General features: G+C 57.3%; 20 protein-coding genes and 1 pseudogene. 13 read left to right on the forward strand and 8 right to left on the reverse strand.

Going from position 1 to position 26,152, the window contains the following annotated elements; genetic code table 11:
- Positions 1-4: 4 nt before the first annotated feature.
- From PW789_RS03070 to PW789_RS03080, 3 genes are all read right to left on the reverse strand, one after another.
- Entirely contained in the window at positions 5-820 is an 816-nt protein-coding gene (locus PW789_RS03070; RefSeq protein WP_299371096.1) for an SDR family oxidoreductase, read from the reverse strand.
- Positions 821-879: 59 nt separating this feature from the next.
- Positions 880-2,220, reverse strand: a complete 1,341-nt coding sequence (locus tag PW789_RS03075) for a Gfo/Idh/MocA family oxidoreductase (protein WP_299371099.1) — start codon at positions 2,218-2,220, stop codon at positions 880-882.
- A gap of 206 nt (positions 2,221-2,426) precedes the next feature.
- On the reverse strand, positions 2,427-3,476 hold the full coding sequence (locus tag PW789_RS03080) for an acyltransferase (RefSeq protein ID WP_299371102.1): 1,050 nt from the start codon (positions 3,474-3,476) through the stop codon (positions 2,427-2,429).
- Between the two features lie 742 nt (positions 3,477-4,218).
- Here PW789_RS03080 and PW789_RS03085 point away from each other — a divergent pair.
- From PW789_RS03085 to PW789_RS03130, 11 genes and pseudogenes are all read left to right on the forward strand, one after another.
- Entirely contained in the window at positions 4,219-5,175 is a 957-nt protein-coding gene (locus tag PW789_RS03085; protein WP_299371105.1) for a polysaccharide biosynthesis/export family protein, read from the forward strand.
- A 66-nt stretch (positions 5,176-5,241) separates the two neighbouring features.
- Positions 5,242-7,509, forward strand: a complete 2,268-nt coding sequence (locus PW789_RS03090) for a polysaccharide biosynthesis tyrosine autokinase (protein WP_299371107.1) — start codon at positions 5,242-5,244, stop codon at positions 7,507-7,509.
- Positions 7,506-9,143: an oligosaccharide flippase family protein gene (locus tag PW789_RS03095; protein ID WP_299371109.1), complete on the forward strand. Its 1,638-nt coding sequence runs from the start codon at positions 7,506-7,508 to the stop codon at positions 9,141-9,143. Before PW789_RS03090 ends, PW789_RS03095 begins: the two co-directional genes overlap by 4 nt.
- A gap of 224 nt (positions 9,144-9,367) precedes the next feature.
- A complete protein-coding gene (locus PW789_RS03100) occupies positions 9,368-10,516 on the forward strand; it encodes a glycosyltransferase family 4 protein (protein WP_299371111.1) in 1,149 nt (382 codons plus the stop codon).
- Positions 10,516-11,883, forward strand: a complete 1,368-nt coding sequence (locus PW789_RS03105; RefSeq protein WP_299371113.1) for a hypothetical protein — start codon at positions 10,516-10,518, stop codon at positions 11,881-11,883. The genes PW789_RS03100 and PW789_RS03105 overlap by 1 nt, the downstream gene beginning before the upstream one ends.
- Positions 11,880-13,169 carry a glycosyltransferase gene (locus PW789_RS03110; protein ID WP_299371115.1) on the forward strand — a complete coding sequence of 430 codons (1,290 nt, stop codon included), beginning with the start codon at positions 11,880-11,882 and terminating at the stop codon, positions 13,167-13,169. Before PW789_RS03105 ends, PW789_RS03110 begins: the two co-directional genes overlap by 4 nt.
- A 2-nt stretch (positions 13,170-13,171) precedes the next feature.
- Positions 13,172-14,413, forward strand: coding sequence for a glycosyltransferase (locus tag PW789_RS03115; protein WP_299371626.1), 1,242 nt, complete (start codon positions 13,172-13,174; stop codon positions 14,411-14,413).
- On the forward strand, positions 14,410-15,006 hold the full coding sequence (locus tag PW789_RS03120; protein ID WP_299371118.1) for a WcaF family extracellular polysaccharide biosynthesis acetyltransferase: 597 nt from the start codon (positions 14,410-14,412) through the stop codon (positions 15,004-15,006). Before PW789_RS03115 ends, PW789_RS03120 begins: the two co-directional genes overlap by 4 nt.
- Positions 15,003-15,563: pseudogene (locus PW789_RS20030) on the forward strand (glycosyltransferase); the annotation flags it as partial. The gene PW789_RS03120 and the pseudogene PW789_RS20030, both read left to right, overlap by 4 nt.
- A 40-nt stretch (positions 15,564-15,603) precedes the next feature.
- Positions 15,604-16,245 (forward strand): glycosyltransferase, encoded by a 642-nt coding sequence (locus PW789_RS03125; protein WP_299371121.1) that lies wholly within the window; start codon positions 15,604-15,606, stop codon positions 16,243-16,245.
- A 22-nt stretch (positions 16,246-16,267) separates the two neighbouring features.
- Complete coding sequence (locus tag PW789_RS03130; RefSeq protein ID WP_299371124.1) at positions 16,268-17,761, forward strand: MraY family glycosyltransferase; 1,494 nt, start codon at positions 16,268-16,270, stop codon at positions 17,759-17,761.
- Between the two features lie 23 nt (positions 17,762-17,784).
- On the opposite strand, the gene PW789_RS03135 is transcribed toward PW789_RS03130, so the two are convergent.
- Positions 17,785-19,551, reverse strand: a complete 1,767-nt coding sequence (locus tag PW789_RS03135; protein ID WP_299371127.1) for a hypothetical protein — start codon at positions 19,549-19,551, stop codon at positions 17,785-17,787.
- A 220-nt stretch (positions 19,552-19,771) separates the two neighbouring features.
- Here PW789_RS03135 and PW789_RS03140 point away from each other — a divergent pair, with 220 nt between their 5' ends.
- Positions 19,772-20,347: an acyltransferase gene (locus PW789_RS03140; protein WP_299371130.1), complete on the forward strand. Its 576-nt coding sequence runs from the start codon at positions 19,772-19,774 to the stop codon at positions 20,345-20,347.
- A 20-nt stretch (positions 20,348-20,367) separates the two neighbouring features.
- Here PW789_RS03140 and PW789_RS03145 read toward each other — a convergent pair whose 3' ends face one another.
- Both PW789_RS03145 and PW789_RS03150 read right to left on the reverse strand, forming a co-directional pair.
- On the reverse strand, positions 20,368-21,495 hold the full coding sequence (locus PW789_RS03145; RefSeq protein WP_299371133.1) for a glycosyltransferase family 1 protein: 1,128 nt from the start codon (positions 21,493-21,495) through the stop codon (positions 20,368-20,370).
- 257 nt (positions 21,496-21,752) lie between these two features.
- On the reverse strand, positions 21,753-22,622 hold the full coding sequence (locus tag PW789_RS03150; RefSeq protein ID WP_299371136.1) for an SDR family oxidoreductase: 870 nt from the start codon (positions 22,620-22,622) through the stop codon (positions 21,753-21,755).
- A 94-nt stretch (positions 22,623-22,716) separates the two neighbouring features.
- On the opposite strand from PW789_RS03150, the gene PW789_RS03155 reads away from it, so the two are divergent.
- Positions 22,717-23,115: a helix-turn-helix domain-containing protein gene (locus PW789_RS03155; protein WP_299371139.1), complete on the forward strand. Its 399-nt coding sequence runs from the start codon at positions 22,717-22,719 to the stop codon at positions 23,113-23,115.
- A gap of 179 nt (positions 23,116-23,294) precedes the next feature.
- Here PW789_RS03155 and PW789_RS03160 read toward each other — a convergent pair whose 3' ends face one another.
- Positions 23,295-24,608 (reverse strand): ROK family protein, encoded by a 1,314-nt coding sequence (locus PW789_RS03160; RefSeq protein ID WP_299371143.1) that lies wholly within the window; start codon positions 24,606-24,608, stop codon positions 23,295-23,297.
- A 513-nt stretch (positions 24,609-25,121) separates the two neighbouring features.
- A complete protein-coding gene (locus PW789_RS03165) occupies positions 25,122-26,123 on the reverse strand; it encodes a hypothetical protein (protein ID WP_299371146.1) in 1,002 nt (333 codons plus the stop codon).
- Positions 26,124-26,152: the final 29 nt, after the last annotated feature.

Here is a 26,152-nt window from a genome sequence, read left to right on the forward strand (position 1 = left end):
CGAGTTATTGATTCACTCCGCTTGCCAGAATTCCGCCATCGACAATGACAATCTGTCCGGTCGTAAAGCTGGTCTCCCGGCTCGCAAGATAGACCGCCGTGGAGACCAACTCTTCCGCCTCTCCATAACGCCCCATCGGGGTACGCATCAGCAACTCATGGCCACGCGGGCTGTCGAGGATCTTGCGATTGAGAGCGGTGGGGATGATGCCGGGAGCTATGGCGTTGACCGTCACACCGGAGCTTGCCCACTCCACGGCAAGCGAACGAGTCAGAGCAGCGACGGCCGCCTTGCTGGCTCCATAGGGCGCTACTTCGTGAAATGCCACGAAGCTGGATAGAGACGCGATGTTGATGATGCGACCAAACCCGCGTGCAATCATCGGCTCGCCAAAGACCTGGCAGGCGCGGAGAACGCCGGTCAGGTTGACCTCGAAGATCTGTGACCACAGCGCCTCGTCAATCTCCAGCGACGGAACCCGCTTCGTCATGCCTGCGGAGTTAATTAAGATGTCGATCACTCCCCACTGCTGCAGCACAGAATTGCGGAGGGCCAGTAGCGACTGGCGATCGGAGACATCGCACGAAATGCGCATGCTGCCGACGCCATACGCTTCGATCTCGGCGGCGATCTTATCAACCGACTCCTGCGAGCGTGAGGATGCCGCGACATCCGCTCCAGACCGTGCCAGCCCAAGCGCAAGCGCTCTTCCAATGCCGGAGGTTCCACCGATAACAACTGCCTTCATTCCCTTGAGATCCACGACAGCACGCTCTCCTCGAATCGCAGTGTCATCCAGACTAAATGGAATCAACGGCATTGATCGAGACAGCTGTCACGATCCCTGTGTTTGAAAGATTTCGCCATCATGCATCGAGCTCAGGCATGCAGGACGTACGGCTTCCGTTGCGGTCGGCTCAACATCGCATTCGCCGCGTCATCGTTGATGAAGCGCTCTTTCACGGGGTCCCAGTGCAGACGCCGCCCCGTCTTCATCGCGATGTGGTGCAACAGGCAGGTAGAACAGGCTCGATGCCCGACCTCGGCGGGAGCAATCGGCGCCTTTCGCGAGCGGATGCAATCCAGCCAGTTCCCGTGTTGATCATCGCTGTAGTACAGATGAACCTCATTCGGCCCGATCACACTGTCCAGAATCTTGGGATCGCTGGCCACCAGGGGCTGAATCGTCACCTTCTCTCCAGCAGTTGCCGTCGGCGATGCCTGTTCGTCGCGGCAGACAAAGATCCATCCCTTGGTTCCGTAGAACTTAATACCGTTCTGAAACTCTCCGCTGATCGTCATCGTGACGCCATTGGCATAGACGGCCTGCGTCTTGAAGGGGCCATGCACGTCCCACAGACCATGCTTGGGAAATTCGGCGGTTCCCCATATCTCAACAGGACCGGTCAGCTCGGTGTTCATCCCCCAGTGCGCGGTGTCGACGTGGTGGGCTCCCCACCCGGTGATCATGCCGGCACCAAACTGCTCGCACCGCAGCCAGCCGGGACGGTCGAACCCGGACTGCGGCATGACCCGATCCACGGTATACGGAACAACAGGCGTGGAGCCAAGCCACGCATCGTAATTGAAGCTCGCCGGAACCGGCATCGGGGTCGCATCTCCACCCGAAGGATCGCCCGGCAGACCGATCTCCACGTGCTTGATCTCGCCGATGCGCCCATTGCGAACCAGCTCGCATGCGCGACGAAACTGTTTCCATGATCTCTGCTGCGAACCGATCTGAAGAATTCGATCAGAGCGCTTGACCGCGTCAGCCATCGTGCGGCCCTCCGCAATCGTCAGCGAGGCCGGCTTCTGCAGATAGACATCTTTGCCCGCATGCACCGCGTCGACGGCGAGACGTGCATGCTGATGATCGGGTGTTGAGATGATGACGGCATCAATCTCCTTGTTGCCGATCATCTCGCGATAGTCGCTATAGCCCAGCGTGCCGCTGTAGCTGCGTCCCATCTTTTTCGTGTAGACCTCGTTGAGAAGCGCCTTGCCAGACTCCACGCGGCCCTGATCGAGATCACAGACGGCGACGATCTGCGCCTGATCGTACTTCCACACCCCTGGCATGTCATGACCACGCGAGATGCGGCCTGCGCCGATAGCCCCAACGTGGATCCGGTTCGAGGGAGCGTTCTGCCCGAAGACCGAGGACGGAACAATGGTTGGGAAACCCGCTGCAGCAACAGCAGACACGGCTGTTTTCATGAACCGCCGCCTGCTCTGCTCTCCACGCACTGTCGTCATTCCATCTCCCCGGGCCTGGCCGATCTGTACCGCACGTCATTGAAGGCAAATAATTTCGCGATCATCCTTTCACACGCATTTGATCTGTTGCAAGCAGAAGTCTGCAGCAACATCTCCAACTTCGGAGAGATTGCCTGCATTCTCAAACCAGTCCGGTGCGCCTGACGCTAGACCGCGCGAGTAGGAATAAGCTCCAGGCTTCGTTTGAACTCCAGGAAGGGCTTCTCGAAGAACTTATAGGAGAGCGCCGCCAACAGATAGGTCATCGTAAGCGCCGCGCCTGCATTCAACAGGCCTGAAGAGAAGTGCCTTCCGAGCAATGCGATCGCCGGGATATGAAAGACGTATAGACCATAGGAGATCCTCCCGGAGTAAGTGAACGGCCGCCATGCAGGCAGTCCCTGCAGCGCGACGATAAAGACACAGCACGCCACGGCAATCATCAGGTATCCAAAGCATAGGCCAGCTGCTGTTTGCGCCACTGCGTTCTGCGTCTTCAGCTGGAACAGACCAGCTACAGCAAACCATGTGCAGAGTGCGAAGACAGCTGCCGCCATGCTTCCAGCAAGACCCCAGCGCGGCAATCTTGAGTCCGCCAGTGCCAGCAGAATTCCCGCAGCAAACATCTCGAACTGAACCAGGCTGCTGAACCAGACCGTCGTATCAAGCTCCGCATGCACATGAGCGAAGTAGACCATCGTTGCATTCGCACCAGCGATCAGAATCAAAGCGAAGGCCAGCATTCCACGCCGGCCAAAGCGACTCCCCGATGAAGGGAACAGGAGATAAAACTGTTCCTCAATGGAGATACTCCACAGGTGAGACATCAGAACCCCGGCAGAACTGACCATGTTTCCCGAGAACAGCAGCGCCGCGATGAACCATGCCTTGTCCTGATCGAGCACGCCATGATGGTATGACCGAAACACGCCAATCCCGATTCCCAGCAGGTAGAGCGGCCAGATCCGCAGAATGCGCCGTTTGTAAAAAGCCCCAAGATGGATGGAACCAGTCTCCTCAGTCTCCTTCAGCAGAAGCAGGGTGATCAGATACGCACTCAGCACGAAGAAGAGGGAGAGTCCAAATCCCATCCCGTTCGCGATCGCGGCCGCTAAACGCGACACGTCGGTCCGCGGCAGCTCATGATGGCAGAAGACAGCGAGGAAAGCACAGCAACGCACCACATCAAGCTGTGGGCGATAGAATCGCTTGGGCATACGCGCCTCAGATACTACGAATGCATCAGGGATTCAACTAGTAGCCCGAAAACAAGAGCATCACAACGGTTTGGCAGACACCCCATCGACGATGAGCCCGAGATGCAAGGAGAATCGACTAAGGCCCCAAAAGCCAAAACTGCAAGACCCGGTCCTTCGGGTTGCAAAGGACAGAAAACAGGATGACAAAGTAATATCCGAGTTTTCGCTCCTCAGCAAGCTGCATCTATAGAAATTTCCTGACAAGTAATAACAGACTTCGCGGCTCGGAAACTCAAGCAGAGTTTGAGTAACGTCTCGCAGATGCCTTCTCAAAGAGGAGATAGGATTACTTTTGTCATCTATGACTGCAAAATTTGGAAACTTTCGTGATTAGTACGAAAAAAATATCCGATATTTGCATTTTTTTCGCAGCGGACGTGCTAATTATCTCGTCAAACGGTCCAGACTCCAATTATGTTGAGTTCAATCACCACTAAGTCGCAATTGGGCTAATTGGGCTAAATATTACTTCTCTCATCTTCAGGAATTAGATACTTCCGTTCCCCCGTGCACTGGGCATTCGGGCCCCTGGGTCAGCTGTAAACCTTGGAGGCAACCTATGAAACCGAACAACCAGAAGCCAGGGAGGGGTGTCCCATATTGCCGCAATCAATGGCCAGCGAGCTTCCGCGGATTTCGTTCTCGGCTACACAGCCGCAAGATACAACTCATTCTCTGGGGAACCTTTAGTTGTGCGGTCGTGGCTGCATCGCTTTGCCTCCTTCCGATGCAGGGGCGAGCGCAAGAGGTCTCTTCACCGACTCCGAAGCTCCTCACCAGGGCTCATCCATCGAGTTATGTTCTGGGCCCGGGAGATCAGCTCACGATCCGTGTCGTCGATCTGGAAGAGTATTCCGATAAGAACGTGCGCGTAGGCCCTGACGGAGATCTCGATCTCCCGCTCATCGGTCCGGTGCAGGCCGCAGGCGCTACCATCGAAAGTTTTAAGCAGGATCTCGCCACACGACTTTCGAAGTACATCGATTCGCCCAAAGTCTCCATCAGCCTGATGGCAAGCCAGAGTGGCAAGATTTCTGTGGTTGGAGAGGTCAATGCTCCCGGCGTACGCGATCTCTCTGGCCCGACGACCCTGATCGAAGCCATCTCCGGCTCTGGCGGCGTCAAGACGGATGCAGGCTCTACGGTCATCGTCACGCGATCCATCAAAAACGGCACGCTTCCCATCGATGGTTCCAAGCTCGACGACAGTGGTCAATTCTCCACCGTATCGCTCTCTTTGGACGGGCTGCTTAGCCTGAAGAATCCTTCCGACAACTTCACGCTGCGCCCAGGAGATATCGTCTCGATTCCCAAAGCTTCCATCATCTACGTCGTAGGCGACGTGCATCGGCCGGGTGGCTTTCCCCTGCCTGCCCGCTCAACGATGTCGGTCATCAAGGCGATTGCGCTTGCAGAGGGGCTTACCAGCAACAATGCATCGCGCAGTGCAAGGATCCTTCGCCCAAATCCCACAGGAGAGGGCAAACCCACAGAGATACCGGTCAATGTCCAGGCGATCCTGGCAGGCAAGGCAAACGACCCATCACTTCTTGCCGAAGACATCTTATACATCCCCCACAGCACGGCAGAAGCCGGAGCGAAGAGAGCTGCAGAGATTGCATTGCAGGTCGCTACCGGTGTCCTGATTTATCGCTAAAAGAACAATACTCCGGGCCCATCTTCAACCAGGCTCTTCAATGAGCACACGCCAGGGAGGAACACAGTGATAGAGGGTAAGCAGTCCCCTAACTACCAGACGCGATCGGATGAACTCTCGCTATGGGAGCAGTCGGCGGCCGACGACAATCCATCCCCCGGCCTGTTCGTCGACTACTACCGAACCCTTGTGCGGCACAAGACCCTTATCGTTTTAGCAGCGGTAGCCTGTGCCTGTGTGGCCCTGCTTTCGCAGCTGACCACCCAGCCGACCTATCGAACACGCACCTCACTCAACATTCAAAGCGTGAACTCCGATTTCTTGAATCTGCACTCCGTCAATCCAACCTCTTCCACGCCTAGCGACACGCTTGTGCAAACCCAGGTGAAGCTGTTGCAGAGCGATGCCCTGATCGATCGCGTCACAACCCATCTCCGCAACCAACCTCATCCTGGCTTCATCCTGCGCAACGATCTTCTCTCGCAGTTACAGCGCTTCATTCATCTCGGCGGCATGACGCAGATCCCTTACGAGGACATGCTGACAGAGACCGCCAAGAGTCTGAAGATCAAGCCAATGGGCATCACCCAGCTAATAGAGATCACGTGCGACTCCGTTGACGCAACGTTCGCTGCCAACTTCTGCAATGCTCTCACCAGAGAGTTTCGCGAGATCGATCTCGAGAGCCGGGGCGATGAGGCAAAGCGGACCAGCGACTGGCTGGTGCGTCAGGCCGGCGACATTCGCCAGAAGGCTGAAGAATCCGAAAAACGACTCGTCGCCGCAACAAAGGGCGACGGCCTCATCCTGAGCGAGCAGGGTAACTCTGTGGGCGAAGACGGGCTCCGTTCCATGCAGTCCGAATTGGTGCGCGCGCGCGGGGCACGCATGGAGATCGAAGCGAAGCTCGCCACGCGGCAGGCTGCAAATCAAACCGCTGCCGTAGAAGAGTCTCCGGCTTATGCCGCAGATAAAGTCCGTCTCTCCGAGCTGCAGACCCAGTTGGCCGCCCTGGTACCACCGCTGACCGAATCCAATCCTCGCGTCATTCACCTTCGCGCTCAGATTCACCAGGTAGAGGAGAACCTCAGCAAAGAAAAGCTCGCGAGCGAGCGCAAGCTGCAGGACGAGTATGACGCCGCAAAACAACGCGAGGCCCTACTGGTAAATGCATACAGCACGCAGGAGAGCCATGTCTCGTCAACCCTCCAGAGAAGCTCCGAGGTCAGTCTGCTTCGCAAGGAGGTCGAGTCGGAACAGCAGTTCTATCAAACCCTGCTGCAGCGAGCCAAAGAGGCAGGCTTTGCCTCTGCAATGCCTGCCTCCACCATCCGTGTAGTCGATGCCGCGAAGGTTCCGCAGATGCCAGCCCTTCCACGAAGGATTCCCACAATCCTGTCTGGCTTATTCATCGGCGGCTTCATAGGACTGCTCCTCGCTTTCTACAGGGAACGCTCTACCGCGCTACTGCGCGCGCCCGGTGATAGCGAACGACTCCTGCGCACAGACGAGCTCGGAGTTATCCCGTCGCCACAACCGATTCGCAGACTGATCTCCGCGAGAAATCTTCAACTGACCACGGGAATACCACGGAAAACACTCACCTCTGGGGCCAGCCACGCCGCGCTCGAAACGGCACGCTGGAATGACAACTTCTCCCTGGTCGCCGAAGCATACAGAAATACAACGATCTCCATACTCAACTCCAACCACAAACGTACAGCCACAAGTTATGCCATCTCCTCGCCCAGCGCTGGAGAAGGCAAGACGACGGTTACCTGCAACATTGGCGTCGCACTCAGCAAGGCCCGCCTGCGCGTCGTGCTGATCGACGGAGATCTTCGCAAACCCAGTCTTCACCAGGTCTTCTCGGTCTCCAACAAGATCGGCCTCCGCCAGATCCTGAGCGGCCAACGCATTCCGCTGACTGATTTCTGCCACGCCACCGACTTTGAGAACCTTTCCGTTATCTCAGCGGGATCAGGCGAGGATACGACCGTTGAGTTGCTTCACTCCAAGGAACTCGGCAAGCTCATCGCTCAGCTTGCACTGCAATTCGATGTCATCCTCGTCGACACCCCTCCCATGCTTCACATGGCCGATGCACGCATCATCGCAAAAGAAGTCGAGAGAACCATACTTGTCTTCCGGGCCGGTGTCACAACGCAGAAGGACGCCTTGTCCGCACGCACGATGCTCTCTCGCGATGAGATCAAAGTCGTCGGAACCATCCTCAACGACTTCAATCCCCGAACCACTGGCGATTACGGCTACTATGCGTCCTATGCGGCGTACCGTAAGGGCTCCGAAGAACATGCGGCGGTGCGATCATGATCGACTCGCTGTTGACCGCAGAGCCTCCCGTCAACGAGGTTCTGATAGAAACCGTTGCCGAAGAGGCTTCATCCGCTCCAGAGAGCCACGCGGTCTCCCGCGAGGTTACGCGACACATCCTCGCGGGAACCTCCACCCTCGGCATCGCGGTCGTCATTGAACGGGGCGCTACCTTCGCTGCCAACATCATGTCCGCCCGTTTCGCTGGCGCTGCAGTCTTCGGCGCCTTCTCCGTGGGCATCAGCACAGCAAACAACATCTCCACCTACGCTGCGGGCGGCATCGGCGCCACCGCTACCCGTTTCTCCGGCAAGTACCCCTACGGCAGCGATCGCTACACAACCTTCGCCCAAGTGCTCGGTTCCATCTCTCTGATCTCGGCTGCTGTCGCAGCGTGCGTTCTCTTTTTTGGAGCTCCACTCATCGCGCACGTCCTCCACAAAGAAAGCCTCACCGGGCTTCTACGATGGGCATCGCTCCCAGCTGCGGGAATGCTGCTCCTCGAATGTGCCCGTGGCTTCTTCGTCGGGCAGCGGCGGCTCCTTGCTCTTGCTTTGCTCTCGCTTCTCGTGGGCATCGGGATGGTCGCCTTTCTACCTGCGGCAGCACTGAGCAAAGCTCCCGCACGCATGGTGGCTACCCATGGCGCCGTGACCCTATCCGCTGTCATTGTCTGCCTCGTCCTCGCGAAGCCGCTCGGCCTGCTGATCAAAGGCAGCGGATCTCCAACTCACTTCGCGTCCATGCTGAGGGAGGTCTGGGGCTTTGGCCTCATTCAACTATCCGGCCTGCTTAGCGCCAATCTCGCCGGCTGGTGGATCACCGCGCTCGTCGCTCGTGGCGACTCCACCCTCGTCGAGATGGGATTCTTCGCCATCGCCAGCCAGCTGCGCAACCTGACCGGCATTCTGCCAGCACTGATGACCGAAGGGAGTTATGCCGCCATCGCCTCACCAGACGAGGAGCATACACACATGCCGCAACGCGTCATGGCGCTCTGCACCTTTGCGTCGACAGCAGTCTCTTTCACCCTTGCGTCGCTGGGCATCATCCTCATCCCCTGGATGCTGCGCCTCGTCTACGGTCCACGTTATGCAGGAGCCAGCGTAGCGGCTGCGATCGGCATGTCTGTCGCGGTCCTCCAGATGAGCAACACGCCTCCATCCGCAAGAGTCAGCGTCGTCTCCATCAAAGCCGTCGCTGCAATCAACACTCTCTGGGCCGTCCTCACAGCGGCAGGTGGAACACTCCTCATGCTCCGGTGGGGCGACGCCGCCGGAGCCATGGCCGTCTTCTTTCTGGCTCACGTCATTACCTCCTGCCTCATCTTCCTTGTCCTGGCACGCAAGGATCACCTCCCCAAGGGCCTGCTTTCCCTCTTTGCTCTAAGCACGGGTGGCGTCATCGCCCTGTCTGCTCTCGCCGTGCTGCGCGAACGCCTCGGCGACCACTCCCTCTCCATCACTGCGGCCATGTGTCTTATCGCGATCCTTTGCACCTGCATTCTCTATCTCCTGGCGAAAAAGCACGCATGGATGTCGTCGCTCAGCAGCATCCGCACTCATCTCTCTTCCCTCACAGCAACAGTCCGAGGATTTGTTCTGAAGGCTGCCGGGAGAAAGGCATCGTTATGACGAATGACCTTCTCCATAAAGCCTCTCTCTATGCTGACGACACTGCCATCGCGAGCGCAGCTCCCGGAACTTCAACAACAGGCAAAGCGATAAGACCTGTCAACAAGAGAGCGGTAGTCGTTCACGCCGGGGCGCGTGACTCTTATCAGCTGGCTCGGGGACTTGACGAAGCGGGGCTTCTCCAAGCTCTGGTTACAGACTTCTTCTGGTCGAATGAACGGGGCTTGCCCCACAACATCTCTCGTCTGCTGCCATCCGCGATCCATAACAAGCTCCTGCTGCGCAGTAATCCTGGTGTGACGTCGGCACGAGTCATTCAGCGGCGCATGACAGGATTCGGCGGCCTGCTTCTCGACAAAGCCCGGTTCGTGCCATTCAGTGTTCGTCGCTGGCTCACCCGAAGATCCGATTCGCAACTGGGCGCTACAGCCGGAAGGCTGGCTCGCACAACAGGCACCTACCTTGTGAGCTACAGCTATTACGGCTTCGATGGCTTCCGCGCACTCGGGCGTTCCGACATGCTCTTTCAGTTACACCCGCATCCGGCGACCATTCGGCGGCTTCTGAACGAGGAGATGGCCGCGCATCCCGAATCGGCGGACTCGCTCAGAATGGAGTGGGAGCTCTCCCTTCCCGAGCACGACTTCGATCATCTCGTCATGGAGACGCAGATGGCCCGCAGCTTCATCGTAGCCTCCAGCTTCACGCGCGACAGCCTCATCGAAAACGGCGCTGTACCATCAGCGATCCGCGTCGTGCCCTATGGGGTCGATCTGTTGCGTTTTCATCCACGCACGCAATCACCGAAGCCAGCCGATGGCCCGCTGAAGCTGCTCTTCGTCGGCCGCATCAATCAACGAAAAGGACTCCGTTACCTCGTGGAGGCGCTGCAACAGCTACCGCATGGAATGGTAGAGCTCGCCATCTGCGGTCGCGTTCTCGATAGCGTGGAAGGTCTCGGCAATTGCTCCATCCCCATCCTCATTCGTCCTTCCATCAGCAACGAAGAACTTGTCGTTGCCTATCAGGAAGCAGATCTGTTCGTCCTTCCCTCCCTTGCAGAAGGTTTCGGCCAGGTTCTTCTGGAGGCATTGGCCTCAGGGCTCCCGATACTTTCCACCACCCGTACCGCAGCGCCCGATCTGATCGAGGACGGAGCACAGGGATTCATCGTTGAGCCGCAGAGATCCGACCTGCTCGCAGACAGAATCACCTGGGCAGCCGAACACCGGAGAGAACTCGGCGCAATGGGCATCGCGGCTCGCAAGCGTGCGGAACTCTTCACCTGGGAACGCTTTCGCACAGCAGCGGCCGCCGCGGTTGAAGACTTCATGTCTGAAGCCGTACCGCAGCCCGAGAGAGGGGCATTCTGATGCTCTTCCCCTTTCTCCTCATCGCGGCTGCGGTTGTAGCGCTCACAGGAGCAGCCATTGCGCTCGATGGAAGTCGCGATGTCTTTCACCCTCTGGTCTTTATTGGGCCGATGCTGGCCTTTCTCTACTGGTGGATGCCCTGGAAGCTTTATCTCGCTCACGGCCTCGACCGCTTCTTTGACGAGAATCAACTCCTCTTTGTGGCGGCCCTCAATCTCATTGGCGTCACGGCCTTCGTCGTCGGTTGCCTCTCCTCCGGCGTCCGCCTCTCCAGAAAAAACTTCAAGCCGCGCCTCCGCCTCACTACGGAACAGCTGAATCGCCTTCTCGTCGGCGGTTGCATCTCTGGTGGCATCGGCTTCGCATGCTGGTCGATCACCATCATCAACGTGGGTGGCTTCGTCAACGCATACAGCAAGTCATATACCGGCGGCTGGGACGACAGCGGTTACATCAGGGATGGCAGCCTCCTGCTGCTCGTGGGACTTATCATGGCAGTCGCCTCTCTCGCCAAAGGTGGTCCGCGCATACTCAGCTACCTCATGCTGGCCACCTTTGGCCTCCCCTGGCTGCTGGGCGCTTTGCTGATGGCGCGCCGAGGACCGACCTTCGAGATGCTCATCGTCCTCCTTATGGGCTGGTACATCAACCGCAGGTCGAGGCCGGCCATCGCGGCGGTCGCCATGACCGGCTTCTGCGTCGGCTGGCTTGTTCTCTTCCTGGTGACCAATCGCGGAAGCATCTATCTCGGCTCCGACTTCGACGTGAAGACAGATGTCAGCGAGATCGTCGAGACATCCGACACAGGAAACGAATGGATCTATGGTGCCGGCGCGGTTCTCAGCTCTCAGCATCGCGATCACTACTTCTGGATGCGTCGCTATCTCGCGCAAATCATCGTGCGACCCATTCCCAGCGCGGTGTGGCCCACCAAGTATGAGGACTTCGGCGTTCCGGAGCTGCTTCACAATGCCGGGACTGGCGAAGGCTTCGGCGATGCTCTCGGCTGGAAGGGAGCCGACGGCTCAGCCCCAGGAATTGTCGCCGACCTGTGGGCAGAGGTGTGGTGGTTCTCTCCGCTCATCATGGCCCTGCTGGGCCGCGTCTACGGACGCGTGTGGCGCCGCGCCGTAACGTGCGGAGGAGCCTGGGCCAGCCAATATGTTGTCATCGCAGCTCTCTCCATCTACCTCGTGATGCAAACCATGGAGGCTGTGATCTTCCGCACGCTGCTTCTCTCTATTCCCTGCTGGCTTACATGGCGTTATGCACTCGCGCCCTCCTCACACAGATCCCCAATCCCGTCGCGGCATATGGCTCCCCAGAGCCGGCCGCAGACCTTATTACCCAAGGAGGCAATGAAATGACACCTCACACGGGACCTTCTCGAATTCAGCACGCCGGACAATGCCAGATCGCTGTCATCTGGATCGATTGGTATCCATACCATCTCGCCCGCTTCAATGGCCTCCAGTCGGCAGCAGGTATCAACGAAGTTGCTGGCATTGAGCTGGTCGGTGGAATCGGCGTCCACACCGGCCTGCAGTTCCGCGAAGATCGCCCCGATCACCTCCGCATCGAAACCCTACGCCCGAACAGCGACTGGCACAACGTCAGCAAGCTGGGGCTCTCCATCACTCTCTTCCGGGCACTCTCACGTCTGAATCCGCAAGTCGTGCTCATCCCCGGTTATTACACCCTTCCCGCTTTCGCCGCCATGGCGTGGACCAAACTCCACCGTCGGACCAGCGTGCTGATGACCGAGACGGCAGCCATCGATCACCTCCGCATCCCCTGGAAGGAACGCCTTAAGTCCACGGTGATTCGAACGATGTTCGACTGGGCCGTCACCGGCGGCGTCGCACACGTACGTTACTTACAGCAGCTCGGCTTTCCCTCTGACAGAATCGCCCACTTCTACGATGTTGTGTGCAACGAACGTATTCGCACCAGCACCGAAGCGTTGCGCAAGTCAGACTCTCCGCAGAGCCACGGACTTCCGCAAAACTACTTCCTCTTTGTCGGTCGGCTGGCCGAAGAGAAGAACGTGCGCGGGCTGGTCGAAGCGTGGCTTAACTACCGCGAGAAGGGCGGCGTCTGGTCGCTCGTGCTGGCCGGCGATGGCCCGGAGCGTGACGCCATCAGCAGCCTCCTTGCAGAATCACCCCATCGCGACGACGTGCGGTTTATGGGGCATCGAAGCTCCCGCGAGCTGATACCCTGCTTCGCCTTCGCTCGCTGCTTCGTGCTCCCAAGCACAAGAGAACCCTGGGGACTGGTGGTCAACGAGGCTATGGCAAGCTCCCTGCCAGTGATCGTCTCGAAAAAATGTGGCTGCGTCGAAGATCTCGTCATAGACAGAGTTAACGGCCTCATCTTCGATCCAGAGGAAGATGGCGCACTCGTGAACTGCCTCCAGAAGATCTCCTCTCTCGCGTCCGATCAATTGCCTGTCTGGGGAACCCGCTCTGCGCACAGAATCGCCAGCTATACACCTCGCGACTTCGGCGAGCAGATCTCCCGAATCCTTACATGGTCGAAGGTGCAACGAGCAAAACAGGCCGCGTCGCAACGTAGTCTGCCGGCTCCCGGACATTCCATACGAGCCGACAGGCCAAACGCAACACCAGATACTGCAGAGAGAGTTGGATGACGATGACAGGAACTCTTCCACTCGTTGCCGTAGAGAGCATCTCAAGGAGAGAGCCGCGCTTCACTGCGAGACGAATTCATCAGATCATCTCGCACCTCGATCCGCGCCTGGGGGGCATAAGCGCCGTAGTACCTCGCCTCTGCACAGAGATTGCTGAAGGATACGGATTCGATGTCGAACTATGCGTCTTTCGTGGCGCGGAAGAGGAGGTTCATGGACAATTCGATGGTCCGCTGCATCTCTCGACGTGGCCGAGTTCACGAGCCTCATGGCTTCGTGACTCCTCGCTCAGAGCCGATTTTAGGGCTGCTCTTGCGCGGACAGATGTCGTTCACATTCACGGTCTTTGGGAGAGCAGCTCCACCGTTACATCGCGGATGGCACGCGCGATCAACAAGCCTTATGTCGTCTCCGCACATGGAATGCTGGAACCCTGGGCACTTGAGAATAAGCGCCTCAAAAAGCTTCTCTACTCAACCCTGCTGGAGCGCTCCAATCTTCAGCACGCCCAGTGTCTCCATGCGCTCACCGAAGCAGAGGCCGAGGACTACAGGCGCTACGGCTGCATGCAGCCGATTGCGGTCATCCCAAACGGCGTCGAATCTCCTCCGTCGGCGGACGCAAACCTGTTCCTGGATCGCTTCCCTGGCCTAAGACACAAGAAGATCCTTCTCTTCCTTGGCAGAATTCACTTCAAAAAGGGAGTGGACATTCTGGTCTCATCCTGGGCAGCCATAGCAAAGCAGCATCCCGATGCCATCCTGGTGCTGGCCGGGCCTGACTCCGAGAACTCCATGGCCTCGGTCCGGAACCGCATCGAAGAGTACGGCCTTGGCGATCGCGTACTGTGCACCGGCATGCTCGAGAGGGGCTTCAAATGGAGTGCCCTCGCATCCGCCACATGCTTCGTCCTGCCGTCTTACTCCGAGGGTCTGAGCGTCGCCATCCTCGAAGCCCTCAGCATGGGCGTTCCAGTCATCGTCTCCGAGCAATGCCACATGCCCTCCATCGAACGAACTGGTGCGGGCTGGATCGTCCAGGCCGAGACTGGCTCGCTCACCAGGGCGTTGAAGACTGTCCTTGAAAACAGCACGTCCGTAAACGCTTCAATCGGCGCCCGCGGGCAGGCGATGGCAAGAGAGTATCGCTGGAAGACCGTAGCGGAAAAAATGACCGAACTCTACGATTGGCTCTCTGGCGGCCCTGAACCAATTAGCTTTTCTCTCCGGAGTAGACGCATATGAACGAATACGTTCATCTCGCGCGCTATGACAACGGATGGTTCTATCCGGGACGAAATCTGCTGTGGCGCGCCTTGTGGTTATTCGCGGGTCAGCCCATCTTCGGCTGCTCGCTGCTGCCGTCTTCTCGCCTTCGAGCTGCCCTGCTCCGCGCCTTCGGAGCACAGATCGGCAAAGGAGTCGTCATTCACTCCTGCGTGCAGGTGAAGTATCCCTGGCATCTCATCGTCGGTGACGATTGCTGGCTTGGGGAGAGAGTATGGATCGACAATCTGACCACGGTCCGCCTAGGCAACGATGTGTGCATCTCCCAGGGCGCTTATCTCTGCACCGGCAATCACGACTGGACCGACCCTGCTTTCGGCCTTCTTCTTCGTCCCGTCAGCCTGGAGAATGGTGCCTGGGCAGGAGCGATGAGCGTTCTGCTTCCCGGGACGCGGCTCGAAGAATACTCCATCGTCGCAGCGGGCTCTATAGCCTCGGGCACAATCTCACGCTTTGAAATCCACGCAGGCAATCCTGCTTCTTTCGTTCGAATACGAGAAATCGGCAAGTCGTCCCATCATGCAGCCGAGCAGGTAGGAGGGCTCTCATGAGGATTCTTCTGCTTAATCAATTCTTCTGGCCCGACTCAGCCGCAACCAGTCAGCTTCTGACCGATCTTGCGCGCGATCTAGTCAACCAGCAACACGAAGTTCACGTGATCTGCTCCGCATCCTGCTACGCTTCCGCCAGCGAGGAGAGCGCGCCAGCAGTCAGTCTTCACCGCGTGAAGGCGGCCCGCTTCGTTCGCGGCAGACTTGGACGCATCCTCTCCTACGCGTCGTTCTACATACGCGCCGCGCAGCTCAGCCTTTTCATTCCAAAACCCGACGTGGTTCTTACCCTGACCACTCCGCCTCTCCTCTCTCTCATCGGGAATGTTCTGCAAGGCCTGCGCGGATCCAAACACTGGATCTGGGAGATGGATCTTTATCCCGACGTTGCGGTCGACCTGGGCTATATGAAGGCACGCGGCGTTGCCGCTACTACCGTGGGAGCCCTCGCAGACTGGTCCCGTAGACGGGCAAGCGGCGTTATCGCCCTGGGCGAATGCATGAAAGATCGCCTGACAAGTCGGGGTATCCCTGCCAGCCATATCGAGATCTGCAACAACTGGGCCGACAGCGCCAGTATTCTCGCCAGCCGTCCCCTTGAATCGACCGATCAACTGCAGATCCTCTACTCCGGCAAACCTTGGGCTCGCGCACGATCTGGATACGCTGACCGCCGCAATCAAAGTCCTCGACGGAAGCGGCCGCTTTCGTTTCCATTTCGTCGGTGGTGGAGGACGTCGCGACGAACTGGCTGCCTTCGTCCAGCGGGAAGGCATCACCTCCATCGAAATGCTGCCCTACGTCAAGCGCAACGAGCTAAGTTCCAGCCTGTCCTGGGGGGACATTGGCCTGGTGACGCAACGCGATCAGTGCTGTGGATCGATCGTGCCAAGCAAGGTCTACGGATTGATGGCAGCTGGCAGACCAATCCTGTTTATCGGGCCGGCCGCGGCAACACCCGCATGCATCATTCGACGCTTCAAATGCGGCTGGCACGTTGCGTGTGGCGATGTCGATAAGCTCACGCAGCTCCTGATGCACCTCTCGGATCACCGTGATGAAGTCCTTCAAGCGGGAATCCAGGGACGTCAGGCACTCCTTGAAAACTTCGATCTTCACCTCGGGACATCACGCATTGCATCACTGCTTCTCAGAGATCTAAGTTCTGGGCCAGCGACCGATCCCTCCTGGTGCGTCGAAAACACCAAAGGGGAACGTGCGCTCATCTCCAATTCATGAATCTTCCTTGGGGAGTGTTGCCATGTATACCTTCTACGCACTCGGAACGGCTGCGTTCCTGCTGTGTTTCCTTCTGACGCCAATCTGCCGTGACGTCGCGATTCGCCTGAACCTGCTCGACCAACCCGACTCCAACAGAAAGCTGCACGCCACGCCAATCCCGCGACTAGGCGGATTCGCCATCGTCACCTCATACGCCGGCGCACTTTTTCTTGTCATTCGCTTCGCGCCTTCCGGCAGCCAGATTCACATCCAGCACTGGGATCTCTTCCGCGTGCTCCTGCCCTCCGCCGGCATCATCTTCCTAACCGGCTTGATCGACGATCTCCTCAACATTAAGCCCTGGCAGAAGCTTCTTGGCCAGATCGCAGGAGCCTCCGCCGCCATCGGACTGGGCATGCACTATGCGCCAGGCATCATCACCATCGCGACGAAGCAGAATTCACTGCCCTTATGGATCGGCGTCCCCCTCACCCTGGTGTGGCTGATCGTATGCACCAATGCAGTCAACCTCATCGATGGGCTCGATGGACTGGCCGCAGGTGTCGGCCTGTTTGCAACCGTAACAACGCTGCTGGCGGGTCTCTTCACAGGAAACTCCGGCCTGGTTCTGGCAACCATGCCGCTCGCCGGAGCCCTGCTTGCCTTCCTCTGCTACAACTTCGCTCCTGCATCCATCTATCTTGGAGACTGCGGCAGCCTGACCATCGGTTTTATGCTTGGCGCCCTCTCACTGGTATGGAGTCATCACAACAGTCGAAGCTACAGCCTTGCTGCCCCGCTCATGGTACTGGCGCTCCCACTGCTCGATGCATCCCTGGCGATCGTTCGCCGCTACCTGCGCAACGCACCCATCTTTGCAGGCGATCGCGGGCACATCCATCACATGGTGATGGCGCGTGGCTTCGAAACAAAACATGCCGCTCTCATCCTCTATGCAGCCTGCGGTCTCGCCGCATCGCTAGCCGTTCTGCAAAGCGTTGCCGGCAGCTACCTGCACATCGTTATCCTTGTCGTCTTCCTGCTTCTCATAGGAGCCGGACTGCAATACCTTCGTTACGCAGAGTTCGGGGCCGCTGGCCGAGCCATCTTCCGTAGTAACCTCATGCGCTGTATGCGGGAAGAGATCTACCTCAACGATCTGGAGCGGGAGCTTGCCTCCTTGCAATCAGCCGAGGAGTGCTGGCCGACTATCGTTCGCGTCTGCGAAGCTCTCGACTTCACCTCTATTGAGATGTACTTCCACGAAGCGTACTTCTACTCCACGGACCTCGAAGAGACGGAACCCTGCGACTGGGCGCTCACCATCCCCCTCGGTGAACGCGGATACATGAAGCTTCGCCGCCCCAACCTTCTGACTCCGCCCGCCATCGCAATGCCCGTCATCGAACTGGTGCAGCGATACCTCAGTAAACGGGAGCGGGAACTCATCCCGGCCAGCTCGTTGATCCAGACTTCTTCGTTGATCCGGACCTCGCCGCGGCAGGCCGAAGCCATACGCCTGGTAAATATATAAGGAGAGCGCCCCGCTTTATTGACTTACTGAGGCGTGGATGAAGCCGAAGTAGGTGCCGTCTTGCCCGCCTCCGCATAGATGGAGACGATGGTAGCGTTATTCGCCTGCCAATAGCCCACATGACCCATCAGGATATCGCCCGCTCTCACCGCTGCCACCAGCGCCGCGGTATTGTTCGCGAGCGCCGACGCGTCGGCGTCATTCACCAGGATCGCGCTGAATGCACTCCGATAGTAGTTGCGGATCTCCGGATTCGTCCCCGTAGCTCCATGAAAGATGTAGCTGAGGAATGGAGCCGTGTAGGCATAGTACTTCGGCGTCGACTCCTCCGGAATCAGGAGCGAATCAGGAAAGCGCGCCGCTACCTGTTGAAAGATCTCCGCATCCAGCACTGCGCCATCGGGCTCCACGGTCGAATCGAGGTAGAACAAGGTAGCTCCCCAGCGATCGTGCGCGAACTGAATCTTTCTGACGATCTCATCTTTCACCGAAGCGACAGGAAGGCTGATCTGTTGCGCCGTGCCGTTGGGGTTCAGGCTGAAGTGCTGTGGCCGTATGCAGACCCCCACGCGGAGACCTGCGTTGGTCATCGTCTTGAAGTAGGCGTCATCGAGCTTCATCCCGTAGAACGGAGAGTTCCGGTCGCTGATGATGCTCTCCATCTCCGGAGCAATCTGCGAGATGTTATCCGGCGCACAGACGTAGCTCGTCTCCTGCGGATACTGCTCCCCTTCGATGTCCCAGGTAATCGCGCCCTGCGCACCCAGCCGCTGCATATTCTCCACGTTGCTCTTCGCCTGCTGCAGCATGCGCGCCTGGAAGAGCACGAGACCCTCAGCCGTAGTCGTGTCGAAGTTCTCAGCATTCGAGTTGTTGAAATATCGCCGCGGATTGTTCGGGTATCCTCCAGGCTGCGTGACATCCCCTCCTGACGGGGAGCTGGCAAGGTACACCGTGCCGATTGGCCGGCGATCGCTCCAGTGAAGCTGCGCTGGCCATGTACTTGCCCAGTTTTCGTAGGCGTCAGAAGCCAGGAGCGACGTCGCCGTCCCTGCAGGAGCAAACCGAAGCGACACGGTGAAGCTGTCTGTCTGCCCCGGCTGTATCGGACGGTCGTTATGCGGTTGAAACGTCGCCAGCCCATCCGGTGCCGTGGTGCTGATCATTGTCGTGTAAGCCGTCCCGCTCCCCGTCGGAAGAAACCCGCTGTACAAGGGACGCTGCGCATCGGGGACAACAACCGCAACCTCGCCCGCGCCGAAGTCCGCCACCGTGACGCTCGGGGACGTCGTATTGAAGGCCAGCTGCGGATAGCTGGCGTCGACAAACCCCGATGGGAGCTGGGGAAAGTGCAGCACCAACGGATAGATCGATGCGCCGCAGACAATGACCCCCGAATTCGGCAGATTCGACTCAGTCACCTGAAGATCCAGCACGTTCCCTCGCTGAACATAGTGAACTGCAATCGCACCCCACACAAACTGGTACGTCCAGGTATGCATCGCGCTGTCCCAGGATCTTCCCTTGTTGTTCTCGCCCCATCCATAATCAGGGCTTGAGAGCACAACACCTTTCATATCCGTCACCTTCATATGCCAGATATGAAAGGCATCGCTCGGAGAGGCCGCCAGATCTTCCAACACGGCTCCTGCGTAGGACAACGTTTGTATCCCCGCCGCTCCGTACGTCACGCTCAGCTGAGCATTCGATTGCAGGCCGCATATGAGCATCCACGCGACAAAGGCGGCAGTAACGATCGCAACCGTTCTGAATTTGATGGAATAGCTCATGAATCTCCTAACGAATGCCGAGACGCAAACCCATCAGGTTACCCACAGGCCCGCAAACGCCAGCGCATTGCAGTCAATTCGGCACAACCATATCAGACTGCACGTCAAGGCGTCTGCCGTGTCGCCGACAGGCAACATTCCGACTCTTTCCCCCACATAAGCGCTTTCCACTAAGTGCCTCCGCTTGTAGACTTTTAGCTCAATCGACGCTGACACGGGCATGCTCGCAGAACTCTATCGAAAAGCTCTCTTCCGCATCCGTTGGCATGACCTGCTGCTGCTACGCAGCGCCTTTCGCCGGCTCTACTGGCGCGCCCTGGGAATGAAGATCGGCAGAGAGACACGGCTCGGAAGAGTGCACGTCACCTGGCCTCATCGCATCTCTATCGGCAATCGATGCAATCTCGAGCACGATGTCTATCTCAAGGTCGCTGGCGGCTACAGCGATCAGCTCGCCATCATTATTCACGAAGGCTGCTTCATCGGCTGGGGTTGCGAATTCAACATCCTCAGTCGCATTGAGATCGGCTCCTCCACGCTTATCGCAAGCGGAGCGAAGTTCATCGATCACGACCACGGCACCGCCCTCGGTTCCACCATGAAGGAGCAACCCGAAAACGGAGCTCCGATCGTTATCGGATCGGACGTCTGGATCGGAGCCAACTGCATCGTTCTGAAAGGTATCTCCATCGGCTCAGGAGCTATCGTCGCCGCCGGTTCGGTCGTAACCAAAGACGTTCCCCCGCTGGCCATCGTCGCTGGAGTGCCCGCCCGCGTACTGCGCTACCGTACATAGCCCTGCAGCATCGAATCTTCTTACAGAAGTGAACGCAGATGGGCTGCCAGTGATTCTGCAGATCGCTCCCAGCGATACTGCTGTGCCCTCTGCATTCCCCTCTGCGTCATATCCTCGCGCGCCGCCGTATCCTCCAGCAGCCCGCAGATCGCGTCAATATGTTCATCGGGCCGATCGGGCGAGAGCAGGAGAGCGGCAGAGCCAGCCACTTCAGGTATGCCGCTCGTATTGCTGCTTACCACCGGCGTCCCGCTCGCCATCGCTTCGATCACCGGCATACCAAACCCGTCGTATCGCGTCGGAAACCAAACCAGCTCCGCAGCGCGGTAGAGCGCCACAAGCTCCTCTTCCTCCTGGAATCCTCCAAGCACACAAGAGGCGCCGAGCGCATCAGCCCGCTCCTGATACACCGGGTCGGTCCAGTTGATAACCACAAGAATCAGCTCAGCGTTCCGCTCGTGAATACGTGGCCATGCATCGAGAATCAGCTCCGCATTTTTGCGGTGCTGCAGCCCTCCGGGCGCCAGAATAAATGGTCTGCCCTCAATCCCGAGCTGCTTGAGCACCTGAAGCCCCTTCTCCGTCGCCGGCTGGAAGAAGCTCTCCGAAGCAGCGTTCGGCACCACGCGCAGCCGCGAGGCGATCGTCGGGAAGTAGTGGGCCGTACGCTCCGCCGCAAACTCCGAGATCATATGAAACATGTCTGCCTCGCGATCGAGGCGATCGAACAGCAGCTTCCACTTCAGTCGATGGCGCAACAGCCATGGAGACAACTTGTGTACGCCAGGTTCAAAGTGCTGGGCGTCATGGCATGAGACCGCCAACCGCGCCTTGCGTACCGGCACATATGACTCCGCCGTGCAATGAACGACCTCCACATCTGGCCAATAGTCCTCAGCCTTCGGCCGATTCGTCAAAAACCAGATCGCCTGCTGTCGTGAAGTCTCATGCTGCATGAAGCGGTACTCAAATCCCGTCCAGGGCTTCCCGACCTTGGCAATGACACGGTCATAATCCCCGCGATCCACCAGGATCCTGGCCTGCACATCTGGCAGACGCGCCATATTCTGCGTCAACTCGCGCGCAACGCGGCCCACGCCGGTCGAGCGGTAGATATTCCGGAGATGAACGTAAGATAGAAGGTCCATAGGAGAACCAAAGAATCCATGGAATCGGGCCCGGTACTAACGAAGGTCTACCAGCCGCCAACCGCGGCTTCATTCCGGAAATCGTTCTTCCCTTCAGGCCGAGCTCACGCAGGAAAAAGAATCTGTAAAGCTTTAGGCATCCGTGTCCATGGAAAGAGTAATTCCTTTTTGGCCTCCTGAGACGGAGGATTCCATCGTTCGCCGAAAAGGTTGTCGTTCCGGAAGGTCTCATCACACTCCGAGTGACGAGACGCTTTCTATGAGTGAGAGGCTGGAGGCGTTCTGAGCGCGGATTCAACGGCTTCCGCGAGCGAAGTCGTCGGCCGTCCCAGCAAGCGGCTCAGCGTGCGAGAGCTATCATCCAGTGCACCCTGCGCCGCACATGCCTCCGCGTCTGCTACGACAGCAGCCAGCGCATCTGGCAGGAAACTGCTCAGGACTTTCTTGTATTCCATCTCAGAGAGATTGTTGTACCCAGTTACCTTGCCGGTCTGCCTGCTTACCTCTGCCGCCAGTTCGGCGCGGGTATAAGGTTGATCGCCGCCCAGCTCTAGAACCGTGTTTTCATGATTCTCCCTGGTCAATACCCTGGCGGCTGCTATTGCGTAGTCGGAACGCGAAGCGGCAGCGAACCTTCCGTCGCCAGACGCACCAATGAAGGCACCATTCTGCACGGCTTGCGTGATGGCTGCGGTCTGATTCTCGTAGTACCAACCATTGCGCAGAAGAGAGTAAGCTAACCCGCTCGAAAGAAGGTACCGCTCGGTCGCCAGATGCTCCGCCGCCAGCAACACTGGAGAGGTGTCGCAGTGCAGAATGCTCGTGTACGCGACGAAACTGACGCCAGCGGCTTTCGCCGCATCAATGACATCTTTGTGCTGCTCTTCGCGTTTGCCCAGATCGTTTCCTGAAATCAGCAGGAGCCTGGAGGCTCCGTCGAAGGCGGTTGGGAGTGTCTCCGGCCGCGCGTAATCCGCTTCCCTCACCTGAAGACCCCGATCTGCGAAGCCCTTTGCCTTTTCAGGCGTACGAACAGCGGCAATGATGTTTTCCGCATCTGTCGTTTTCAGCAACTCCTCGATGACAAGACGGCCTAGCTGTCCTGTTGCTCCCGTGACAACGATCATGTGTTCCTCCCGTTAGCCTCTCTGGCCTACTGGAAGAAGAGTACTGCGATCAGCTTACCGTTTGTAAGTACGTACCTTGAGGTAAGCTCGTCTCATGCCCTGGCCAAAGTCCACAAAAACTGCTCGTGTTCCGAAAGCGAATCTCCACTCTGCAGATTGTCCGACTCGCATCATTCTCGACGATGTGATGTCGCGATGGGGTTCCCTCGTGCTCGTGCTCCTCTTGGAGCGCAGCTACCGTTTTAGTGAACTGGCCTACCTTATCGGTGGCGTGAGCGAAAAGATGCTGTCGCAAACATTGCGCAGACTCGAGATGGACGGCTTTGTGCGCAGGAAGGTGCATGCCACCAAGCCTCCAAAAGTTGAGTACAGCTTGTCGCCACTCGGCTGCGAACTCGGCAAACATGTGCAGTCACTGCTGAACTTCGTGCACAAGAATGCCGGTCGAGTGCTCAAAAACCGTGACAACGCACAAGAGCGTGAGGCTGGCTAGTCACTCTTCCTGCACACCTTCCTCAAACAGAGCTCAAACGAAAGCGCCCATCAAGCTGCGTTACAGGACTCCTCACTGGCACAAAACATCGGGCAGTCCAGCACCAAACAAGCGAGAAAGCCTGGAGTCTGGCCCTGAAGCACAATGGCGCTTCAAGGAGGTAGAGGTATTTATCGAACTCAGTTTGTTCCTGGAGTTAGTTCGCTTACGCTAGTCGCATTGCTCTTCCGTACTTTTAATCCGGAAAACGGGACAGCGCTCGCCTTCGCGCGGCCTGATTCACTCCACTTTACGAACGAATTTGAGAGTGCCTCTTCCGCAGCCAGCAGCATGGCTCCTCTAGCCCAATCCTTCTCCTCCATTTTTGACATACGTATCTGCACCTGCTTTACTGACTGGACCATTGCGCTCTCTCGGACAACACGTTCGATTTCGGGGTGAATTAGTTCACCTACAGCCGAAGCAATACCTCCACCGATCACGATTAGTTCTGGATTTAGTAAATTAACCAATCCAACAGTTGCACGTCCCACATATGCGCCCATCTCCGAAAGCAGGCGAGTTGCAAAACGATCTCCCTCACGCATGGCCTGCGCCAAAAGCTCTAGAGTAATATTCTGAGGATTCCCGTGAGAAAGCTTCGTCAGCGTATTGCTTAGCCCCATAGAAAGGCCATGCCGTGCCTTACGAAGCAAAGACGAAGCGGAAACCATTGTTTCCAAACAGCCACGATTCCCGCATGAACACAAGGGTCCTTTCTCCGCAACGGAAATATGGCCGAACTCCCCGGCGAATCCGCCAACGCCTTCATACAAACTGCCATTCAGGAAAAGTGCTGCTCCTGTCCCCGCGCCAATACTGATAAAAATAAAGTGCTTTGCTGCGTGAGCGCCTCCAAACCAGACCTCCGCAAGAGCGCTTGTTCGTGATGTGTCTTCTAACACAACCAGAGTTTGATAGCGTTCTTCCAGAATCTTCTTTACGGGCACATTTACCCATCGGGGTAGTTTAGGCCAATACAGCGTGGTCCCGATCGACCGATCCAGCACGCCGGAAATACCGATCCCGATGCCGTTGATATCTGAGGGGATAAGCCCATGACTCTCTGCCATTCCGTTAATCAATTTGATAACGTGGTTCATGGCAACGTCCGGCCCTTCCGCCGCATGGCTCAAATCTTTTATGTACGCGATAGTGTTGCCCTGAAAATCCGTCAATGCGATGCGAACATTAACGGTCCCCAGATGCACGCCGACCAGACGGCCAAAACCCGGGCGCAGTGAAAGAAGCGTGGGCCGTCGCCCACCAGTCGACTCCCCGACACCTGCCTCAGTGATGAACTCCCCTTGCAATAACTCATCACAAACCTTTGAGATGAGGAACGGGCTATCCCCTGTTCTGGCGACTACATCAGCCCTAGATATAGAGCCAGAAGATCGAATCAACTGAAGAATCTGAAGTGTGTGTTGCTGAGAGAGGCGAAGTCTTGACATGATTACGGTCCGTAGTTTCCTCAATCGCTGTACGCAAAAATCATCTCATTGTCTCACATACTGCATTGGACATCAGAGTGCCGATAGAGACCATCTTGTCGACGAAGAGACGATGATCTTGTCGCTATTCTTATCGACTGAAAATTGATAGCTAACCAGCAAACTAACTTCCATTGTCACAGGACAATGCTTGCAGAGCGACATATTCAATCTATGCAATAGCCATACTACTTCGTCCGGTCAAATACACGATATTCAGCGACCAGCGCTTGAACTGATAAGAACGCATCCAAGATGCGTGATTCAATACGCACACGCTTACCAGACTGGTACTTAGTTATTGCGCACCCAATACTCTGAGCTCCGCTAGTTACTACGGCATCTCGTCTCTGTAAGACGATCAAGCTTACAAACGCCTCTTTGACTGCTTTACGAATCTTTTAAAATGCCCGGGCGGCTCTTCTAAGACATGGCATTCTAAAGAAAAAGGAACGGCTATAGAAGCCTCACTCCTCATACATTTTGCGTCGACTGCGATGTTAGGGGATGAATCTCTATGACGACTTGCCATTCCTCTGTGCCATGCGCCATCAACTCGCTCGCCTGTCCCATAGCAATGGCCTGGGCTAGGGAATCAACCGGAGACGTACATGGCTCGAGCGCAACGCATTGTTGGCGCTGTGACCCCTCTATCGGCCATCCGCCATAACAAAGCCACATCCCTAAGTAGGGGCTTTGCTTTGGATCGAAACGGACGATGATGCGTCGCTGAAGTTCCAGTCTTTCTAATGCGGCCCACCCTTCAACTGGTGCCGTACAGAATATTTTTTCCGCTATCTCCTGCTCTGGGCCGAGCACTTGGCTTAAATCCCCACGATTGCCCGATTCATCTGCGAAGCATGGCCACTTGTGGCGACTGCCTGGCTTTCCCAAGCGCAACCCTTGGCTGTCTTCCACTACCACCTCGCCGATCGAAGTTGGCAGCGTGATGCGATCTCCGGCCTGAACTACAAACGCCGGATGCGCTGACCAAAGATACTTCACAGCTTGGTCGCTTATATTCTCTACCGAATACGTGAACCTAATCGTATTTTCTTCGAGCAGGATGCCCCGCCGAAAAAGAAGCGGCAACGACCATCCCTTCGCCTCGAGCGTCACTTCATTTCCGGTCTGCATGAAGGCAAATGGAATCCGCCAGAAGTCGCCATGGTCAGGCACCGAGACCACACCATTTGGTGTGACAGCATGGCATGCGGAGACGCTCGGCAGGCACTCATCGATGCCGCTTGCATCTGAGTCTTCAAAGTTCATGTCACATGTGCGTAAGTCATAAGGCTTCAAGGGCTGCTGAAGCAACTCCCAGCCCTCAGGCATCACACACACAGATGCGATCTTGCCGCCCAGCCCCGGCATGATCTTCAGTCTAAGTTTGTCATTCTCGATTATCACGCAATGGAGTGGGTCTGCGGCATTCGACAACTCCATTGCATTTCGCGGTTCCAAGTCGCTGCTCATCTTATCCAATCCGGAGATCGAGAATCAAT

The organism is Edaphobacter sp. (genome assembly GCF_028283685.1).
GTDB lineage: Bacteria > Acidobacteriota > Terriglobia > Terriglobales > Acidobacteriaceae > Edaphobacter.

Bases quoted from the DNA above. Each gene is read 5' to 3' on its own strand.
- PW789_RS03155 (WP_299371139.1), top strand. From the start codon at position 22,717: ATGCCCTGGCCAAAGTCCACAAAAACTGCTCGTGTTCCGAAAGCGAAT.
- PW789_RS03115 (WP_299371626.1), top strand. From the start codon at position 13,172: ATGACAGGAACTCTTCCACTCGTTGCCGTAGAGAGCATCTCAAGGAGA.
- PW789_RS03140 (WP_299371130.1), top strand. From the start codon at position 19,772: ATGCTCGCAGAACTCTATCGAAAAGCTCTCTTCCGCATCCGTTGGCAT.
- PW789_RS03075 (WP_299371099.1), bottom strand. From the start codon at position 2,220: ATGAAAACAGCCGTGTCTGCTGTTGCTGCAGCGGGTTTCCCAACCATT.
- PW789_RS03135 (WP_299371127.1), bottom strand. From the start codon at position 19,551: ATGAGCTATTCCATCAAATTCAGAACGGTTGCGATCGTTACTGCCGCC.
- PW789_RS03165 (WP_299371146.1), bottom strand. From the start codon at position 26,123: ATGAGCAGCGACTTGGAACCGCGAAATGCAATGGAGTTGTCGAATGCC.
- PW789_RS03120 (WP_299371118.1), top strand. From the start codon at position 14,410: ATGAACGAATACGTTCATCTCGCGCGCTATGACAACGGATGGTTCTAT.
- PW789_RS03130 (WP_299371124.1), top strand. From the start codon at position 16,268: ATGTATACCTTCTACGCACTCGGAACGGCTGCGTTCCTGCTGTGTTTC.
- PW789_RS03145 (WP_299371133.1), bottom strand. From the start codon at position 21,495: ATGGACCTTCTATCTTACGTTCATCTCCGGAATATCTACCGCTCGACC.
- PW789_RS03070 (WP_299371096.1), bottom strand. From the start codon at position 820: ATGCCGTTGATTCCATTTAGTCTGGATGACACTGCGATTCGAGGAGAG.
- PW789_RS03110 (WP_299371115.1), top strand. From the start codon at position 11,880: ATGACACCTCACACGGGACCTTCTCGAATTCAGCACGCCGGACAATGC.
- PW789_RS03080 (WP_299371102.1), bottom strand. From the start codon at position 3,476: ATGCCCAAGCGATTCTATCGCCCACAGCTTGATGTGGTGCGTTGCTGT.
- PW789_RS03095 (WP_299371109.1), top strand. From the start codon at position 7,506: ATGATCGACTCGCTGTTGACCGCAGAGCCTCCCGTCAACGAGGTTCTG.
- PW789_RS03105 (WP_299371113.1), top strand. From the start codon at position 10,516: ATGCTCTTCCCCTTTCTCCTCATCGCGGCTGCGGTTGTAGCGCTCACA.
- PW789_RS03150 (WP_299371136.1), bottom strand. From the start codon at position 22,622: ATGATCGTTGTCACGGGAGCAACAGGACAGCTAGGCCGTCTTGTCATC.
- PW789_RS03160 (WP_299371143.1), bottom strand. From the start codon at position 24,608: ATGTCAAGACTTCGCCTCTCTCAGCAACACACACTTCAGATTCTTCAG.